The organism is Ruegeria sp. AF3 (genome assembly GCF_056536285.1).
In genome coordinates, this window is the sequence record NZ_JBQFJM010000001.1 from 2,548,245 (window position 1) to 2,566,621 (window position 18,377).

At 59.5% G+C, this 18,377-nt stretch carries 17 protein-coding genes; 12 read left to right on the forward strand and 5 right to left on the reverse strand.

All coding sequences use genetic code 11. The features are described 5' to 3' along the window. Positions 1-42: 42 nt before the first annotated feature. Positions 43-324 (reverse strand): DUF1330 domain-containing protein, encoded by a 282-nt coding sequence (locus ACR3FC_RS12840; protein ID WP_480475406.1) that lies wholly within the window; start codon positions 322-324, stop codon positions 43-45. A gap of 93 nt (positions 325-417) precedes the next feature. Here ACR3FC_RS12840 and ACR3FC_RS12845 point away from each other — a divergent pair, with 93 nt between their 5' ends. Next, positions 418-1,290: a LysR family transcriptional regulator gene (locus tag ACR3FC_RS12845; RefSeq protein WP_480475408.1), complete on the forward strand. Its 873-nt coding sequence runs from the start codon at positions 418-420 to the stop codon at positions 1,288-1,290. On the opposite strand, the gene ACR3FC_RS12850 is transcribed toward ACR3FC_RS12845, so the two are convergent. Further along, complete coding sequence (locus ACR3FC_RS12850; protein WP_480475410.1) at positions 1,291-1,752, reverse strand: Lrp/AsnC family transcriptional regulator; 462 nt, start codon at positions 1,750-1,752, stop codon at positions 1,291-1,293. It lies immediately after the preceding gene. Between the two features lie 102 nt (positions 1,753-1,854). Here ACR3FC_RS12850 and ACR3FC_RS12855 point away from each other — a divergent pair, with 102 nt between their 5' ends. The 4 genes from ACR3FC_RS12855 to ACR3FC_RS12870 all read left to right on the forward strand — a co-directional run bounded on the left by ACR3FC_RS12855 (position 1,855) and on the right by ACR3FC_RS12870 (position 6,185). After that, positions 1,855-3,270: an aminotransferase class V-fold PLP-dependent enzyme gene (locus ACR3FC_RS12855; RefSeq protein ID WP_480475412.1), complete on the forward strand. Its 1,416-nt coding sequence runs from the start codon at positions 1,855-1,857 to the stop codon at positions 3,268-3,270. A gap of 64 nt (positions 3,271-3,334) precedes the next feature. Beyond that, positions 3,335-4,420 (forward strand): histidinol-phosphate transaminase, encoded by a 1,086-nt coding sequence (gene hisC, locus ACR3FC_RS12860; protein ID WP_480475414.1) that lies wholly within the window; start codon positions 3,335-3,337, stop codon positions 4,418-4,420. Beyond that, a complete protein-coding gene (locus ACR3FC_RS12865) occupies positions 4,417-5,337 on the forward strand; it encodes a prephenate/arogenate dehydrogenase family protein (RefSeq protein WP_480475416.1) in 921 nt (306 codons plus the stop codon). Before hisC ends, ACR3FC_RS12865 begins: the two co-directional genes overlap by 4 nt. Next, entirely contained in the window at positions 5,334-6,185 is an 852-nt protein-coding gene (locus ACR3FC_RS12870; protein WP_480475418.1) for an extensin-like domain-containing protein, read from the forward strand. The genes ACR3FC_RS12865 and ACR3FC_RS12870 overlap by 4 nt, the downstream gene beginning before the upstream one ends. Here the strand turns inward: ACR3FC_RS12870 and ACR3FC_RS12875 are convergent. Then, entirely contained in the window at positions 6,182-7,183 is a 1,002-nt protein-coding gene (locus ACR3FC_RS12875; RefSeq protein ID WP_480475420.1) for a DUF2125 domain-containing protein, read from the reverse strand. The genes ACR3FC_RS12870 and ACR3FC_RS12875 overlap by 4 nt on opposite strands. Before the next feature lie 67 nt (positions 7,184-7,250). Between ACR3FC_RS12875 and ACR3FC_RS12880 the strand changes: the two genes are divergently transcribed. The 3 genes from ACR3FC_RS12880 to ACR3FC_RS12890 all read left to right on the forward strand — a co-directional run bounded on the left by ACR3FC_RS12880 (position 7,251) and on the right by ACR3FC_RS12890 (position 10,775). Beyond that, positions 7,251-7,781, forward strand: coding sequence for a gamma-glutamylcyclotransferase (locus ACR3FC_RS12880; protein ID WP_267365629.1), 531 nt, complete (start codon positions 7,251-7,253; stop codon positions 7,779-7,781). 69 nt (positions 7,782-7,850) lie between these two features. Next, positions 7,851-9,029, forward strand: coding sequence for a biopolymer transporter ExbB (locus tag ACR3FC_RS12885; protein ID WP_480475422.1), 1,179 nt, complete (start codon positions 7,851-7,853; stop codon positions 9,027-9,029). Between the two features lie 3 nt (positions 9,030-9,032). After that, positions 9,033-10,775 (forward strand): peptidoglycan -binding protein, encoded by a 1,743-nt coding sequence (locus ACR3FC_RS12890; protein ID WP_480475424.1) that lies wholly within the window; start codon positions 9,033-9,035, stop codon positions 10,773-10,775. Positions 10,776-11,020: 245 nt separating this feature from the next. On the opposite strand, the gene clpA is transcribed toward ACR3FC_RS12890, so the two are convergent. Continuing rightward, on the reverse strand, positions 11,021-13,345 hold the full coding sequence (gene clpA, locus ACR3FC_RS12895; RefSeq protein ID WP_480475426.1) for an ATP-dependent Clp protease ATP-binding subunit ClpA: 2,325 nt from the start codon (positions 13,343-13,345) through the stop codon (positions 11,021-11,023). A 174-nt stretch (positions 13,346-13,519) separates the two neighbouring features. Next, complete coding sequence (gene gloB / locus ACR3FC_RS12900) at positions 13,520-14,287, reverse strand: hydroxyacylglutathione hydrolase (RefSeq protein ID WP_480475428.1); 768 nt, start codon at positions 14,285-14,287, stop codon at positions 13,520-13,522. Positions 14,288-14,348: 61 nt separating this feature from the next. Here gloB and ACR3FC_RS12905 point away from each other — a divergent pair, with 61 nt between their 5' ends. From ACR3FC_RS12905 to ACR3FC_RS12920, 4 genes are all read left to right on the forward strand, one after another. Continuing rightward, on the forward strand, positions 14,349-15,083 hold the full coding sequence (locus ACR3FC_RS12905; protein WP_480476902.1) for a class I SAM-dependent methyltransferase: 735 nt from the start codon (positions 14,349-14,351) through the stop codon (positions 15,081-15,083). Positions 15,084-15,385: 302 nt separating this feature from the next. Continuing rightward, complete coding sequence (locus ACR3FC_RS12910; RefSeq protein WP_480475430.1) at positions 15,386-15,946, forward strand: F0F1 ATP synthase subunit delta; 561 nt, start codon at positions 15,386-15,388, stop codon at positions 15,944-15,946. Further along, positions 15,947-17,485, forward strand: coding sequence for a F0F1 ATP synthase subunit alpha (gene atpA, locus ACR3FC_RS12915; RefSeq protein WP_480475432.1), 1,539 nt, complete (start codon positions 15,947-15,949; stop codon positions 17,483-17,485). 12 nt (positions 17,486-17,497) lie between these two features. Next, the gene (locus tag ACR3FC_RS12920) at positions 17,498-18,373 is read left to right on the forward strand and encodes a F0F1 ATP synthase subunit gamma (protein WP_480475434.1); all 876 of its coding nucleotides are present in this window, start codon (positions 17,498-17,500) and stop codon (positions 18,371-18,373) included. Positions 18,374-18,377 lie beyond the last annotated feature (4 nt).

Here is an 18,377-nt window from a genome sequence, read left to right on the forward strand (position 1 = left end):
TAGAATTCAGAGCCGCACCTTTGGGTGCGGCTCTTTTCATTTTCAGCCCAGCAGAACGATATCCGACGCGCCTGCGCTGCGACGCAGCTCGTGGATGTCTTTTAGTTCCGGGTCGTTGATCCATCCCAGCGCCGCGTCCCGGTTGGGAAAGGAAAGCAGAGCTGCAACGTCAGGCAAGTCCGGCGCGCCGTCCAGCGCGGTTGTTTCTGCGGTGGCGTGTTCGACCTTTCCGCCATGGCGGGCCAGTGCAGGCCCGGCCTGTTCGCGATAAGCGGCCAGCGCGTCGGGATTCTTTACGGTAAGTTTTGCGTAGGCATAGATCATGGCTTTGCTCCTTGATGTGTGGGCAAAAGCTAGGGTGTGATCTGCTTTGCGAAAACGCGTGTATTTGCATCAATGATGTGCGAATTTGCATGTATGGATATTCATTGGGATGATTACCGGGCCGTACTCGCCGTGGTCCGCAGGCGCACCCTGTCCGCCGCGGCACAAGAGCTTGGCGTCAACTACACAACTGTTGCCCGCCGTATAGTGCGCGCCGAAGCGGCGACAGGCGAAGTGCTGTTCGAAAGGCTAACCGACGGGTATCGGCCGACAGAAGCAGCGCATCTTGTCGCTGCATATGCTGCCCGGATGGAAAGCGCAGAACATGCGATGCTGCGCGGTTTGTCAGGGCGGGATGCCCGGTTGGAAGGGCAGCTGACCTTAACCGCGCCGCAACTGTTAATTGCCCATGTGCTGGCCCCGGCGCTGGGCGAGTTTGCTCAAAGGCACCCTGCTGTGTCTTTGCAGGTGCGCGCGGCAAACGAGATTCTGGACCTTAATCGACGCGAAGCCGACATTGCGATCCGGATCAGCCGCAACCCCGGCGATACGTTGAAAGGTCTGCGCCTGACGCAACAGCACAGCGCTTGTTTTGCCACGTCGGAATGGGCCGCGCGAATGCAGCAAGATCCGAACGCGCCCGTGGATTGGTTGCTTTACGAAAAGCAACCGAACCTGCCGGACGGCGTCGACAAAATCTATCCAAACTCGCGCATACATATGCGCTTTGATGACATGGTCGCGATGGCGGGTGCCGCACAATCAGGGTTGGGCGTTGTGCGTATGCCGGTGTTTCTGGGCCGCTCACTCCGGGGCTTGGTGCAGGTTCCGGTCCTTTCACCGCAACCATACGCAGATATCTGGATCGTGGCGCATCCGGATGTTTGGCCTTCGGCAAAACTGGTCGCATTCCGCGACATCGCGTTGCCCTTTTTCAAGCAAAAACGCCCGTTGTTTACGGCGTGATCATATCGGCAATGGTCGTCCTTCGGCGATTGCTTCCATCGCGAAATACGACGTGACACTGTCCAGCTCGACCTTTTCGATCAGCCGTTGATACACCTTGTCGTAAGATGCCATATCCTGTGTGACGACTTTCAGCTGATAATCATAATCACCGCCGATACGATGAAAATCCACGACCTCGGGGATCGTCAGAACGTGGCTGCGAAAGGCCTGTAGCCACTCGGTCGAATGATGCCGCGTGCGCAGCATAACAAAGACCACAAGGCTCAGCCCCAATTTCTCGCGTGCGATGCGGGCGGTTGAACCGATCAGGACACCATCTTCGTTCAAAGCCTTCAGACGTCGCCAGCAGGCGTTCTGGGAAAGCCCTACACGATCCGCCAATTCCCGTTGCGACAGAGTGGCGTCCTTTTGCAGCTCTTTCAGAAGTCGTGTGTCAATTTGATCTAATTTTTGTGCCATGTTTGATCATATGACACAATAAATTAAAAATACACGCAAAGAAAGGTGAAGTTTTCGCGCGAATAATAAATCACATTACTCGGACAGTTAGGAGCCAATGCAATGTCCCTGTCCAAGTTTCGTGCGGAACTCTGTTCCACCGCTCACAATTCAAACCTGCGCGATGGGCTGATCGGAGAGAATGTTCTGATCCCGGGTCTGCATGGGGACGTGCCGCTTGTCTATGCGGATTACGTCGCTTCGGGTCGCGCCTTGCGGCAGGTCGAAGACTTTGTGGCGCAACATGTGTTGCCGTTTTACGCAAACAGCCACACCGAGGCCTCTTACTGCGGATCTTACATGACACATCTGCGCCGCGAGGCGCGGGCGGAAATAGCCCGCATTGTTGGTGCCCAGGAAGAGGATGCGGTGATCTTCACCGGGTCTGGTGCCACTGCGGGGCTCAACCGGTTGGTCAGCCTGCTCGGGGTGGCAGAGGCCGACCAACCGGTTGTCTTGATTGGTCCTTACGAGCATCACTCGAACATCCTGCCGTGGCGGGAAAGCAAGGCACTTGTGGTTGAAATCCCCGAAGCCGAAGGTGGCGGTGTTGACCTGGGGGCGCTGGAAACCGCGCTGTTGACCCATGCAGGCGCAGATCTTCTGATCGGTTCCTTTTCGGTGGCGTCCAATGTAACCGGAATTGTCACTGACCCTGATCCGGTGACGCGGTTGCTCAAGGCGCATGGTGCCGTGGCGATTTGGGATTACGCCGGAGGCGGGCCTTACCTGCCGATGGATATGGGGCCGGCGGACGCGCGCAAGGATGCGATCGTCGTTTCCCCGCACAAGTTTCCGGGCGGTCCGGGGGCCTCGGGTGTTCTGATCGTAAACCGGGCTGCAGCCAAACGGAACTGCCCCAGCTGGCCGGGTGGTGGCACCGTAAGTTTCGTGTCACCGTGGCGGCAAGACTACAGCGCGGACCTGTCTGCGCGGGAAGAGGCGGGAACGCCCAACGTGATCGGCGACATCCGCGCGGCGCTGGCCTTTATCGTCAAGGATGTCGTCGGCACAGAAGAAATCGCAAGGCGCGAGGCGCAGTACAACCAGATGGCGCTGGACGGGTGGAAGGATAATCCGAACCTGACATTGCTTGGGGTCAATAACCCGCATCGCCTGCCGATCTTCTCTTTCCTCGTGCGCGACAATGCGGGGCAGCCTGTGCATCAGCAGCTGTTTACCCGGATGCTCAGCGACGTCTACGGCATACAGGCACGCGGCGGCTGTGCCTGCGCAGGGCCTTATGCCCACCGCCTGCTGGGGATTGACCGCGCCGCGTCCGAGGCGCTGCACGCGGCCTTGTCTGCGGGCGAAGAGATGAAGAAACCCGGCTGGGTACGCCTGAATTTCTCGTACCTGATGAGCGAGGAAACGGTTCAATTCATCATCGACAGTGTCAATGACCTGTCGCGCCGTACCGAGGAATTCGTACCGTATTACAACGCCGACCCGGCGACTGCGCGCTTCAAGGCCGCATAATGGAATTGCCGCTTTTCTCAATCCGTTGAGACAGGTATGAGGGGCCCAATCAACGGAGCCTCTCATGACCAAGATCACCCCGCAACCCGGCATTATGGACATCGCGCTTTATCAGGGCGGCCAGTCGCATGTGGCGGGTGTTGAGCATGTGATCAAGCTGAGCTCGAACGAGAACCCGTTCGGCCCCAGCCCCAAGGCGATTGAGGCGGTGCGCGATAGCGCGGCCACTTTGCATCGGTACCCCAACACCGACCACGCCAGTTTGCGCGCGGCCATCGGCGCGCGTCACGGACTGGACCCTGCGCAGATCATCTGCGGTGTCGGCAGCGACGAGGTGCTGCAATTCATCGCTCAGGCCTATGCAGGGCCGGGGGATCAGGTGATCTATACCGAACACGGGTTCTCCATGTACCCGATCATCGCCCGCATGGCAGGTGCCGCACCGGTCATGGTGGCCGAGCGCGACCGCAAAGTCGATGTGGATGCCATTCTGGCCGCCGTAACCAGCCAGACGCGGATCGTGTTTGTGACCAACCCCGGTAACCCGACCTCGACCATGATCTCGAACGACGAGCTGGACCATCTGGCGCAGGGTCTGCCTGATACCTGCCTGATGGTTCTGGACGGTGCCTATGCCGAATTCGTCGACGGTTTCGATGGCGGCGCGTCTTTGGTGGATGCGTATGAAAACGTGATCATGACCCGCACATTCTCGAAAGTGTACGGGCTGGGCGGGATGCGGGTCGGCTGGGGGTATGCGCACCAATCGATTATCGATGTTCTGAACCGGGTGCGTCAGCCCTTCAACCTGTCTTTGACAGCCCTGGCCGCAGCCGAAGCAGCGATCAGCGACGTCGAATTCCTGACGTTCTGCCAATCTGAAAATGCGCGCCTTCGGGTGTGGCTGGCCGAGGAGCTGGACAAGATTGGCGTACCCTCGGACCCGTCCTGTACCAATTTCATCCTCGCGCGTTTTGCCGACAGGGCCGAGGCCGAGGCCTGTGATGACTATCTGAAAACGCAGGGTTTGATTGTCCGCCGGGTTGCAGGCTACAACCTGCCGAATGCCCTGCGGATCACCGTGGGCGATGAGGAAGCCTGCCACCGCGTCGTTGCGGTGATTACAGCATTCAAAGAGGGCGCAGCATGAGCCAGATTTACGACCGGGTTGCGCTGATCGGGCTGGGCCTGATTGCCTCCTCCATGTTCTGGGCGATCAAGCGTGGGGGCTTGGCCGGGGAAGTGACCGGCTATGCCCGGTCCGAGGCGACACGTGACACCGCGCGCAGAATCGGGCTGTGCGACCGCGTCTGTGACACGGCGCGCGAAGCGGTCGAAGGTGCTGATCTTGTCGTTCTTTGCGTGCCTGTGGGGGCAATGGGGGCCGTCGCAGAAGACATCGCACCCGTGCTCAAGCCCGGCGCGACCCTGTCGGATGTGGGGTCAGTCAAGCGGCATGTCATTCACGCAGTTCAGCCGCATATCCCCGAAGGTGTGCATTTCATTCCCGCGCATCCTTTGGCAGGGACGGAACATTCCGGTCCGGAATCGGGATTTGCCAAATTGTTCGACAATCGCTGGTGCCTGCTGGTGCCCGTCGAAGGGACCGACCCGGATGCAATCGCCCGCCTTCGGGCGTTGTGGGAAGGTATGGGGTCCCATGTCGATGAGATGGACGCCGATCATCACGATCTGGTGCTGGCCGTCACGTCCCATGCGCCGCACCTGATCGCCTACACGATGGTTGGTGTGGCCGACGATCTGCGCCGGGTGACCGATAGCGAAGTGATCAAATACTCGGCCGCGGGTTTCCGGGACTTCACTCGCATCGCCGCATCCGACCCGACCATGTGGCGCGATGTGTTCCTGTCCAACAAAGACGCGACGCTGGAAATCCTGGGCCGGTTCACGGAAGAGCTGTTTGCGCTGCAACGTGCCATCCGGACCGGGGACGGGGAACATTTGTTTGACTACTTCACCCATACCCGTGCTATTCGTCGCGGCATCATCGATGCGGGGCAGGACACCGACGCACCGGATTTCGGGCGGGGAAAGGCAGGTTCATGAGGTTATACCGGGGGCAATTTCTGATCGGGATCATGGCGTTGTGCGCAGTGGCCACACAGGCAACACCTCTGGAACGATCTCTGGTTCCTCCCGCACGTCCGATTCTGGATCAGCACAACGTTCAGGTTGTGTCTGCCATTGCCCCGGTTTCAGTGGCGGCTATAACTGATCTGCGCCCTATCTCACGCCCGGTTTCACCGCAGGTCACTGCCGCCTTGGCGCGACCATCGGAATTGCCACTGCTGGGGCCCGACACGTCGCTGATGCCTTACTTGAGACCTGAATCGCTTGAACAGCAGGTGCTTTTCAAGAAGCGCAAGCTACGTAAAGGGTCAGTTTGCGGAGATATCGCCATTCAGGGCAAGCCCGTCGGCAGGGTCGGCAGCCACAACTCGGCCTGTGGCGTAAAAGATGCGGTGCAGATCACCTCTGTTTCCGGTGTGGCACTCAGCCGCCCGGCGACGATGGATTGCGGCACCGCAGTTGCGCTGAACAAATGGGTCGACAAAACGGTCAAACCCACCTTCAAACGCCGCGGCCCGGTGGTCGAATTGCAGGTGGCAGCCCATTATGCATGCCGAACTCGCAACAACCGCAAGGGCGCGCGGATTTCCGAGCACGGCAAAGGACGCGCCATCGATATTTCGGCCTTCAAGTTGGCCGATGGTGAAGTCGTGACCGTCCTGGAAGGATGGCGCAAGAACCCGTCACAGAAGCAATTGCAGAAGATCTGGCGCGGTGCGTGTGGCCCGTTCGGTACGGTATTGGGGCCGAACTCGGACGGCTACCATCGCGATCATTTCCATCTGGATACGGCACGCTACCGCAGCGGAGCGTATTGCCGTTAACGCAGGATCAGCCGCGGGGCAGGGCCCAGCGGCACCGGCCCCAGGGCTACAAAACCATCCCGGAAGTTCAGCTGAAGGTCCAGCGCGTTGGGGTTGCCGCCCAGCCCTGCCAGAAAATTCAGTGCACGGGTGACAGGATCAACCGCCTGATCGGGCAGGGCGCCTGCCGCGTTAGCCATGTCGATCATATCGCGCCAGTTCTCGGCCTTGACGGCGATCTCACCGCTCGGAACACCCTGTGAGTCAACATCCAGCTTACCAGCCGCAAACAGGCGTAACCCACCCCATTTGATCTCGGCCAGTCGCAGGTCGATGGCCACGGGCTGCGGTCTGCTGTGTTCCAGCGCCGACCTGTCCCAGACTTTGCTGAACGTGGTGACCATGTCCAGTTCCAGCGTTTCGAAGGACTGCGGCAGCGACGCGGCCGAATTCATAAGGGCCCGCAACCGATCACCGGGTGTGAACCCATCCGCGCGGGCGGTAATGGCATAGGCTTCGGGTTGGGATGTTTGCGCCATGATCAGGCTTAGGGTGTCCCCAGCGGCCAGTGCTGTGGAGTTTTCGGTCACCGACCAAGCCCCTGCCGTCAGCGCCAGTTTCTCAAGCACAAGCGAAACGCCGGGTTGCAACTGTAGTTCCGCAATCAAATCATCTGCGACAATCGTTGACGTCTGATCGTAGTAGGACAGACGTTGGGGCGTCTCGGCAAACCGCAGCACCTGCCGGCCGGGCCAGATCGCTGGGCTTTCGAATTCGATCCAGTCCGCGCTCCAGGCTGTGCCATTCACCGGGTCTGCAAGGACGGGATTGTTCAGGCGGGTCAAGTGGTGGGTCGGATACCCTGCCGTTGTGACGTCCGAGAAATCAGCCAGCCAGCCACGGGCCTGTTGTTGATCAAACCAGCCAGTGATTGCCGCGCGCAGGCCATATCCGGCGACAAACCAATAGGCGCTCCACAGGATGCCGATAAAAATGACTACTCGTATGACACGGCGCATGAGCTTTGGCCCTTTTTCCTGCCTCGGAATTGATGTTTATAGGCCCAAACGGGCAAGGACCAGTGCAATGACGATGTGGGTTTTCGGTTATGGATCGCTGCTGTGGAATCCGGGCTTTCCGGTCGCACGCAGCGAACGCGCGACACTGCATGGCTATGCCCGGTCCTTCTGCATGAGCTCGATCCACCACCGGGGAACCGAAGAAGAACCGGGTCTGGTGCTGGCGCTGGACGAACAGGCAAACGCGATCTGCACCGGTCTGGCCCTTGCGGTTGAAACCGGTCACGAAGACCGCACCCTGCACGAACTGCGCGAGCGCGAGCTGATCTCGTCGGCCTATGTCGAACGTATGCTGGATGTGCATCTGGAAAATGGCGACATCGTCAACGCCGTGACCTATGTGATCGATGCCGACCATGTGCAATACTGCGGCGGCATGCCTTTGGAGGATCAGGCCCGGATCATCGCCCACGCGGTTGGCGGACGCGGCCCGAATGATGAATACCTCTACAACACTGCCGAACATCTGGCCGAGATCGGCCTGCGCGACCCCGATCTTGAGTGGTTGGCGCAACGGGTGCGCAGTATTACCGCATAAACTCTTGGCGTCACCAGTGGAATTTCGCTAGTTTCGACGCAGAGCAGGCAAATACCGGGAACCACGCGCATGGCGCAGGCACATCAGGGCGCGAGACCCCATTTCTCGCATCCAACGCGACAGATTCTGTTGATGTTGATGGCGATCGGCCTGTCCGGGCTGGGTGTGTTTCTGGCGCTGCCCTATGTGTTGCCGGTGTTCTTCGCCAACCCGTACCTGAACGGCTTCATCCTGATGGTGTTCCTGATCGGCGTGTTTGCCTGTTTCTATCAGGTGACACAACTGATCGGGTCCGTGCGCTGGATCGAGGCATTCGTCGGCGGTGTTGTTCGTGAAGACGCCCGCACACCGCAATTGTTGGCACCTCTGGCCTCATTGCTGCGCGAACGGGGTGCGCGGTCGCAGATCAGTTCGACCTCGACCCGCTCCATTCTGGATTCCGTGGCCGAACGGGTCGAGGAAGAGCGTGAAATCACCCGCTATATCACCAACGTGCTGATCTATCTGGGTCTTTTGGGTACGTTCTTTGGACTGGCGACAACCGTACCGGCCATTGTCGATACCATCCGCAGCCTAAACCCGCAGGAGGGCGAGGAAGGGCTGGCCGTTTTCAACCGCCTGATGACCGGGCTCGAGGCGCAATTGCAGGGGATGGGTGTTGCGTTCGGATCGTCTCTGTTGGGTCTGGCCGGGTCGCTGATCGTCGGCTTGCTCGAAGTTTTTGCAGGGCACGGGCAGAACCGCTTCTATCGCGAGCTTGAAGAATGGCTGTCTTCGATCACCCGCTTAGGTTTCGCATGTGGAGAAGAAGGCGGTGCCGAAATTGCCGTGCTCACGCCGGTGCTGGACGCCATGTCCGAACAGATGGATGCCTTGCAGGATCTGTTCTCTGCGCAGGAAAGCGACCGGGCCGAGGTTTCCGCCAAGCTGGGTTTGCTGGTCGATGTGATCGGTGAGATGAACAACCGTCAGGCCAATACCGAAAGTGTTACGGCGGCGCTGGAACGCGTGGCGCTGGGTCAGGAAGCCCTGCTGGATCACATGCGCGATCACGGTGCGGGTGAAGGTATCGACGCCGAAAGCCGGATGCGCCTGCGCTCGATGGATGTGCAACTGCTGCGTATCCTCGAAGAGATTTCGGCGGGCCGGCAGGAAAGCATGAATGAGTTCCGCAAGGATATTGAACTGCTGGTCAAGGCGCTGACCCTGCCGCGCGGTGCGGTACGCACCACGCCGGAAGGAGAATAGTCCATGGCGCTGTCCCGCCGCACCGGTCAACGGTTCCAGGGCTCGGTCTGGCCCGGTTTCGTCGACGCGATGACGGGGCTGTTGATGGTGCTGACCTTTGTGCTGACCATCTTCATGGTGATCCAGTTTGTGCTGCGCGAAACCATCTCGGGTCAGGAAGACGAACTGACCACATTGGCTGACGAAATCGCGGCGCTGGCGGGTGCGCTGGGGCTGGAAGAACGCGAAAACAGCCGGTTGCAGGCGCGCCTTGGGGCGTTGAATACCACCCTGTCTCAGGCTGAAGACGATCTGGCGCAAGCCCAGTCACTGATCGCGTCACTGACCACCGAGCGCGACCGCCAGGCTGCCGCTCTGGATCAGGCGCAGACCCGGATCACCAATTTTGAAGCGCAGGTAGCAGCCCTGCTGGCCGAACAGGAACGGGCACTGGGTGATATTGCAGTGCTTGAATCGCAGCGCGCGAAACTGCTGACCGAGCAAGAGGCGTTGAACCTGGCCCTTGCCCAAAGCCGCGAGGAAATCGACGCACAGACCGAAGCCGCCCGTTTGGCCGCTGCCCGTCGTGAAGCACTGGAAGCGCTGGTGGCGGATCTGGAGCAAGGCAGCGCCGACCGGGACGCCCAGATCACCACCCTTGAACAGCAGCTCAGCGATGAAGAAGCCGCCCGTCTGGCCGAAGCCGCTGCCGCCGAGGCGTTGCGTAACCGCCTTCTGGATGCCGATGCCGAGCTGACGGCCATGACACTTGCTCTGGAAGCGCAACGCAAAGAGGCCGAAGACACACTCACCCTGCTGGCCGCAGCACAGGCGGCGCGTGCCGCGTTGGAGCGTCAGTTTGGCGACGTGAACCCGGATGAACTGCGGGCCCAGCTTGAAGCCGCTTTGCAGGCGCAGACGCAAGCGCAGGCGGATGCTGATGCGCAACGCTCTCTGGCCGAGCAGCGGCAGGCCTTGTTGGACCTCGCCAATGCGACGCTTTCGGAAGAAAAAGAAATCTCTGTCGAAGCGCAGCGAGAAGCCGCACTGCTGAACCAGCAGATCGCCGCCCTGCGCGGGCAATTGGGCTCCTTGCAGGCGCTGCTAGACGATTTCGAAGAACGCAACGCCGCCGCCGAGGTGCAGATTCAGACATTAGGGCAGGACCTGAACGCAGCGCTGGCCCGTGCCGCATCCGAAGAACGCAGGCGACGTCTACTGGAAGAAGCGGAACGCCTGCGTCTTGAGGCTGAGGCCGAGGCACTGGCCGGGCAGAACCAGGAATTGGCGGCACAGGCCGAGGATCTGCAACGCTATCGCTCGGAATTTTTTGGTCGTTTGCGGGATGTCCTTGGCGGTCAGGAAGGGGTGCGCATCGAAGGCGACCGGTTCGTGTTCTCGTCCGAGGTTCTGTTCCCGACCGGGTCCGCCGTGCTGTCCGAAGAAGGGCAGCAGGAGGTCGCCAAGGTGGCCAGCATCCTGCGCAGTGTCGCTGCTGAAATCCCGCCCGGTCTGAACTGGGTGATCCGGGTCGACGGCCACACCGACAACGTTCCTCTGGCGGGGTCGGGCCGGTATCGCGACAACTGGGAGCTCAGCCAGGGTCGCGCGCTGTCGGTTGTGCGCTATATGGTTGACGCGCTGGGCATTCCGCCCAACCGCCTTGCAGCCAACGGGTTTGGCGAATTCCAGCCCGTCAACCCCGCTGATACGCCGGAGGCACACGCGCAAAACCGCCGGATCGAGTTGAAGCTGACCGAAAGGTAAAGCCTCTGGCCCTCAGCAGCCACGAAAACAAGCCGCCGCCCCGCAACCGGTTATTGGCGATACCGGCCACAGTGACCAGAGCCGTTGGAGAATCAAGGCGGCGCATGTCAGACAGGCGTTTCACACGCAGTATAACCGAGACGCTAACGCGACCCCGGTCGAGTGGATGAGTCCTTGTCTGTGTTGGGCGAAACGAAAAAAAACCCGCCTTGGTAGGCGGGTTTTCTGTTTGATGCGGTGGGCGATCAGTCTGCCGTCAGAAGCGGAGGCTTGTCACCCGAAATGCGCGGTTGATCCGGGCCAAGGATCTCAAGATCCAGATCACCCTTCTTGACCGAGACACGGACCACACCGCCTTTTGCCAGCTTGCCAAACAGCAACTCTTCGGCCAGCGGTTTCTTGATGTATTCCTGAATGACACGGCCCAACGGGCGCGCACCCATCTTGTCGTCATACCCTTTGTCCGCCAGCCATTCGGCGGCTTTGGGTGTCAGATCAATGGTCACACCACGATCCAGCAGTTGGGCTTCCAGTTGCAGGACGAATTTCTCGACCACCTGCAAAATGACCTCTTTCGGCAGCGGCGCGAACGAGATCACGGCATCCAGACGGTTGCGGAATTCCGGCGTGAACATGCGTTCAATTGCGGCAGTGTCTTCGCCCTCTCGACGGTCACGACCGAACCCGATCGCGGCCTTGGCCTGCTCTTGCGCCCCCGCGTTCGAGGTCATGATCAGCACCACGTTGCGGAAGTTCACTGTACGACCGTTATGGTCAGTCAGCTCGCCATGGTCCATCACCTGCAACAGGATGTTGAACACGTCCGGGTGCGCCTTTTCAATCTCGTCCAGCAGCAACACACAATGCGGATGCTGGTCGACACCGTCGGTCAGCAGACCCCCCTGATCGAACCCGACATAGCCAGGAGGTGCGCCGATCAGACGGCTGACCGCGTGTTTCTCCATATATTCCGACATGTCGAAACGCAGCAGTTCAACGCCCAGCGTATCCGCCAGCTGTTTCGCCACCTCGGTCTTGCCCACACCGGTCGGACCGGCAAACAGATAGTTGCCGATGGGCTTTTCAGGCTCCCGCAGGCCGGCGCGCGCCAGTTTGATCGCGCTGGCCAGTGCCTCGATCGCCAGATTCTGCCCAAACACCACCCGTTTCAGCGAGGCTTCGAGGTCTTTCAGAACCTCGGCATCGTCCTTGGTGACGTTCTTGGGTGGGATGCGGGCGATCTTGGCAACCACGGCCTCAATCTCTTTGACGCCGATGGTCTTGCGCCGTTTGCTTTCCGCCACCAGATGCTGCGCCGCGCCAGCTTCGTCAATCACGTCGATGGCCTTGTCGGGCAGCTTGCGGTCGTTGATGTAACGTGCCGACAGCTCGACTGCGGTTCTGATCGCATCAGCGGTGTATTTGATGTCGTGATGTTTCTCGAAATAGGGTTTCAGACCGCGCAGGATCTTGACGCTGTCTTCAACCGAAGGTTCGTTCACATCGATCTTCTGGAACCGGCGCGACAGAGCGCGGTCCTTTTCAAAATGCTGTCGGAACTCTTTGTAGGTGGTCGAGCCCATGGTGCGCAGCTTGCCGCCCTGCAACGCAGGCTTCAGCAGGTTCGAGGCATCCATCGCCCCGCCCGAGGTTGCACCGGCACCGATCACGGTATGGATTTCGTCGATGAACAGCACCGCGTCGGGGTGCTCTTCCAGCTCGGTTACAACCGCCTTCAGGCGCTCTTCGAAATCGCCGCGATAACGGGTCCCAGCCAGCAGTGCGCCCATATCCAGCGAATAGATGGTAGTGTGTGCCAAGACATCTGGGGCTTCTCCGGCGACGATCTTGTGCGCCAGACCTTCGGCAATGGCGGTTTTGCCTACGCCCGGATCGCCCACCAGCAGCGGGTTGTTCTTGCGGCGGCGGCACAGCACCTGGATACAGCGTTCCACCTCATCCGCGCGCCCGATCAGCGGATCGACATCACCCGCGCGCGATTTCGCGTTCAGGTCAATGCAGTATTTCCCAAGCGCACTTTCTTTTTGTTCCGTGTCGCCGGATCCTGTCTGAGCTTCTTCTTCAACCTGATCCGCACCGGACACCGACCGGCTTTCACCATAAGCGGGGTCTTTGGCCACGCCATGGGCGATGAAATTGACCGCGTCGTACCGGGTCATGTCCTGTTCCTGAAGGAAATAGGCGGCATTGCTTTCGCGCTCGGCAAATATGGCGACCAGTACATTGGCACCGGTCACTTCGGTCCTGCCCGAGCTTTGCACATGGATTGCGGCGCGCTGAATGACGCGCTGGAACGCTGCCGTCGGTACGGCTTCGGACCCGTCGATATCCGTGACCAGATTTGAAAGATCTTCGTCTATGAACTCAACCAGAGTGCTGCGCAACTCGTCCAGATCGACGCTGCACGCTTTCATGACGCGCACCGCATCGGGTTCTTCCAGAAGCGCCAGCAGCAAATGCTCCAGCGTTGCAAATTCGTGTCGCCGTTCATTCGCAGCCGCAAGGGCCGCGTGGATGGCTTGTTCCAGTGTGCTCGAGAATGAAGGCACGCGGGTGCTCCTCTGTCTTGGGTCAGAAGGGGGCGGGCTTTCGGCCGGAACCCCATCCCAACCATGTCCTCATACTATTAGAGTTTGGTTGATCGTGGCCCGGCTTCAAGGGTTTTCTTTCACTTGACAGTCACATTTGTTGTGACCGTGGCCGTGAAGAGGGGCAAATAAGCATCAGAACCTGTCTTTTCTACCCCGGATTTCGGCGAAAACCGCCGCAGGATCGGCGTTTGCCATACCAAGATGGGCCTGAATCGCCGGATCAGTGGCCCTCAGGAACGGGTTGGTGGCTTTTTCAAGCGCCAAAATCGACGGAACAGTGGCTTCGCCAGCGGCGCGGGCGCGGTCGATATCGGCAATTCGCTGTTTCAACGCAGCGTTCTCGGGATCGACGGTAATGGCGAATTTTGCGTTGGATTGTGTATATTCATGCCCCGAACAGACCAGAGTGTCGTCCGGCAAAGCGGCCAGCTTGCTCAGCGACGCCCACATCTGCGCCGGGCTGCCTTCGAACAGACGTCCACATCCGAGGGCCATCAGGCTGTCAGCGGTAAAGACGACCGCGCTTTGCGGAAGATAAAACGCGATATGACCAACCGTGTGCCCCGAAACGTCCATCACCTCGACTGGTTCGCCACCGACCTCAAAGCTGTCGCCTTCGGCAACCTGCTGGTCCAGCGGGGGCAGGCGGTGCGCGTCGGCGGCCGCACCGATGACCTTTGCAGGGTGTTTGGCCAGAATTTCGGCTAGCCCTTCAACGTGATCCCAGTGATGATGGGTCAGCAGCACATGTGACAACGCCCATCCCCGATCTTCCAGCGCCGCAAGAATCGGCGTGGCTTCTGGGGCATCGATCAGCGCAGTCTGGCCATTGCCGCTGTCATGGGCCAGAAAGGCGTAATTGTCGCTGAGGCACGGGATTGTAACGATTTCAAGAGGCATGGCCTTTTGCCCTTTCATTGCTAGACTGCGCCCAGCTAAGCCGATTGACCGGATGTCCGCAATGCATCTTGATGTGCAGGATCTGAGGAACTTCTACTACCGCAGCACCCTTGGGCGCGCGGCACAGGCGGCTATTCGCGGGCGGCTGACCGAGCTCTGGCCCGAAGCCAAAGGTCAGACAGTTGCCGGTTTTGGCTTTGCCGTGCCGCTGTTGCGCCCTTATCTGGCCGATGCGCGCCGGGTCATCGGGCTGATGCCCGGCCCGCAGGGCGTGATGCCCTGGCCTGCGGGGATGCCCAATGTCTCGGTGCTGACAGAAGAAACCCGGTGGCCCATTGAAACCGGTCACGTGGACAAGCTGGTGGTGATGCACGGGCTGGAAACGTCCGAGCGGCCAAACCAGCTGCTGGAGGAATGCTGGCGCGTTCTGGGCCCCGGTGGCAGGGCCGTGTTCGTTGTTCCGAACCGGGCGGGTCTGTGGTCACGTACGGACAAAACGCCATTTGGCTTTGGTCGTCCCTATTCCGCCACTCAGCTGGAAAATCAGCTCAGATCACATTACTTCCTGCCCGAGGCGCATTGCTCGGCTCTTTACATGCCGCCATCCTTCCGGCGGTTCTGGTTGAAATCGGGCAGTCTGATCGAAAAAACCGGACAGCGCATTCCAACTGTCATGGCGGGCGGGGTGTTGATGGTCGAGGTCACAAAGAACATTCACCCGCCTCGGGGTAATGTCACCAAAGATGCCATCAGGAAGCCGATCAAGGCGCTGGACGGTCTTCTAAAGCCTGCATGACAACCGCGTGCATCCCAAAGTGACAAATTCGCGAGAAAAAAGTCACAGGAATCGCAAAAACCTGCATATTCGTAACATTTTTCAACTGCCGCAACCGGTCCAAACGGTCGCACTTGATGTAAGTGTATGTAAATTAACATTTTGTGGATAAATCTGTTACCGCTATAGCGTATTGCTTGGTTGGTTCACCTCTGCTACATCCCCGGTGATTTTGATCCCCGACCGTCTGGCCGGGGTTTCCTCACGCCCCAAGGTAGCGGCCGCTACCCAAAATCGGGGCCTCAAATATCGGAAGGGTGGACGTGTCCGAACCAGCTTCGATTTCCACAGGCATCGCCGAGCGCTATGCCACCGCGATCTTCGAGATCGCAAAAGAGAATAATGACCTTGCGGGTCTGGAATCCGGCATCAATGATCTGGCAGCAGCACTGGGCGACAGTGCCGATCTGCGTGACCTGATCGCATCGCCGCTGGTTTCACGCGCCGAGCAAGAAGGAGCAATTGCCGCTGTTGCTGACAAGATGGGGCTGAACGCCATCCTGCGCAACACGCTGGCTCTGATGGCGCAGAAACGCCGCCTGTTTGTTGTGCCGCAACTGGTGCAGGTGCTGCGTGATATGCTGGCAGACGAGCGTGGCGAAGTGACCGCCGATGTCGCCTCGGCCAAGGCGCTGACCAAGACACAACTGGAAAAACTGTCCAAGACGCTGTCCGAGCGTGTGGGCAAGACCGTAACTATCAATGCGACCGTTGATGAAAGCCTCATCGGCGGTCTTGTCGTCAAAGTGGGCTCGAAAATGATCGACAGTTCGATCCGTTCGAAGCTGAACTCCCTACAGAATGCAATGAAAGAGGTCGGATAAATGGGAATCCAAGCTGCAGAGATTTCTGCAATCCTGAAGGACCAGATCAAGAATTTTGGTCAGGAAGCCGAAGTGGCCGAGATCGGTCGCGTGTTGAGCGTCGGTGACGGGATTGCCCGTGTATATGGCCTGGACAACGTTCAAGCCGGTGAGATGGTCGAATTCCCCGGCGGCATCATGGGGATGGCGCTGAACTTGGAAAGCGACAACGTCGGTGTCGTTATCTTCGGTTCTGACCGTGACATCAAAGAAGGTGACACCGTCAAGCGCACCAACTCGATCGTGGACGTTCCAATCGGTGACGAGCTGCTGGGCCGTGTTGTTGACGGTCTGGGCAACCCGCTGGACGGCAAAGGTCCGATCAATGCCACCAAGCGCGGCGTTGCAGACGTCAAAGCACCCGGTATCATTCCGCGTAAATCGGTGCACGAACCGATGGCAACCGGCCTGAAATCGGTTGACGCGATGATCCCGATTGGCCGTGGCCAGCGCGAGCTGATCATTGGTGACCGCCAGACCGGTAAAACCGCCGTGGCTCTGGACACCATCCTGAACCAGAAAGTCTATAACGAAGCAGCGGGCGACGACGAGTCGAAGAAACTGTACTGCGTTTACGTTGCGATCGGTCAGAAGCGTTCGACCGTTGCCCAGCTGGTGAAGAAACTGGAAGAATCCGGTGCGATTGAATATTCGATCGTTGTCGCCGCAACCGCGTCCGACCCGGCACCGATGCAGTTCCTGGCACCCTATGCCGCAACCGCGATGGCAGAATATTTCCGTGACAATGGCCGTCACGCGCTGATCATCTATGATGACCTGTCGAAACAGGCCGTGTCCTATCGTCAGATGTCGCTGTTGCTGCGTCGCCCGCCGGGCCGCGAAGCCTATCCGGGTGACGTTTTCTACCTCCACTCCCGCCTGCTGGAACGTTCGGCAAAGCTGAACGAAGACTTCGGTGCTGGTTCGCTGACGGCTCTGCCGGTTATCGAGACACAGGGTGGTGACGTTTCGGCCTTTATTCCGACCAACGTGATCTCGATCACCGACGGTCAGATCTTCCTGGAAACCGAACTGTTCTATCAGGGCATCCGTCCTGCTGTGAACACCGGTCTGTCGGTTTCGCGTGTGGGCTCGTCGGCTCAGACCGACGCGATGAAATCGGTTGCCGGTCCGGTCAAGCTGGAACTGGCTCAGTATCGCGAAATGGCGGCCTTTGCGCAGTTTGGTTCCGACCTCGACGCCGCAACCCAGCAGCTTCTGAACCGTGGTGCGCGCCTGACCGAGCTGATGAAGCAGCCGCAGTACTCGCCGCTGACCAACGCGGAAATCGTCTGCGTCATCTTCGCTGGCACCAACGGCTATCTCGACAAGATCGATGTATCTGACGTTGGCCGCTACGAGGCCGGTCTGCTGGCGCATCTGCGCGGCAAGCACGCTGACCTGCTGAAGTGGATCACCGACGAAGATCCAAAGATCAAAGGTGAAGCGTCCGACAAACTCAAAGCAGCGATCGACGAATACGCCGCGACCTTCGCTTGATAGGAGGTTCCGATGCCTAGTCTGAAGGACCTTAAAAACAGGATCGAGTCGGTCAAATCGACCCGCAAGATCACCAAGGCCATGCAGATGGTCGCGGCCGCAAAACTGCGCCGCGCCCAGGAATCTGCCGAAGCCTCGCGCCCTTATGCCGAGCGGTTCAATGCCGTGATGGCGGGGCTGGCGGCGTCGGTTGGGGGCAGCGACAGCGCCCCCAAGCTGCTCCGTGGTACGGGCAGTGATGATGTCCATCTGCTGGTTGTGCTGACAGCTGAACGCGGCCTGTGTGGCGGCTTCAACTCGAACATCGCCAAGCTGGCCCGCCAGAAGGCGGAAGAGCTGCGCGGCAAGGGCAAGACGGTCAAGATCCTGACCGTCGGCAAGAAAGGCCGTGACGCGCTCAAGCGTGATTTTGGCGATCTGTTCGTTGGGCATGTGGACCTGAGCGAGGTCAAGCGTCTGGGTTATTCCAACGCGCAGGACATCGCAAAGGACATCCTGTCCCGCTTCGACGGGGGCGAGTTCGACGTTGCCATGATCTTCTATTCGAAGTTCGTCAACGTTGTGACCCAGATCCCGACGGCACAGCAGGTCATCCCCGCCTCGTTCGAGGAATCGGAAGGTGACGACAGCGGTGCCATCTTCGACTACGAGCCCAGCGAAGAGGCCATTCTGGCCGACTTGCTGCCCAAGGGGGTTGCGACCGCGATCTTCTCGGCTCTGCTCGAAAACGGAGCGTCTGAACAGGGCGCGCGGATGTCCGCAATGGACAACGCGACGCGCAACGCGGGTGAGATGATCGACAAGCTGACGATCCAGTTCAACCGCTCGCGTCAGGCCGTGATCACCAACGAGCTGATTGAAATTATTTCCGGCGCCGAGGCGCTGTAGAGAC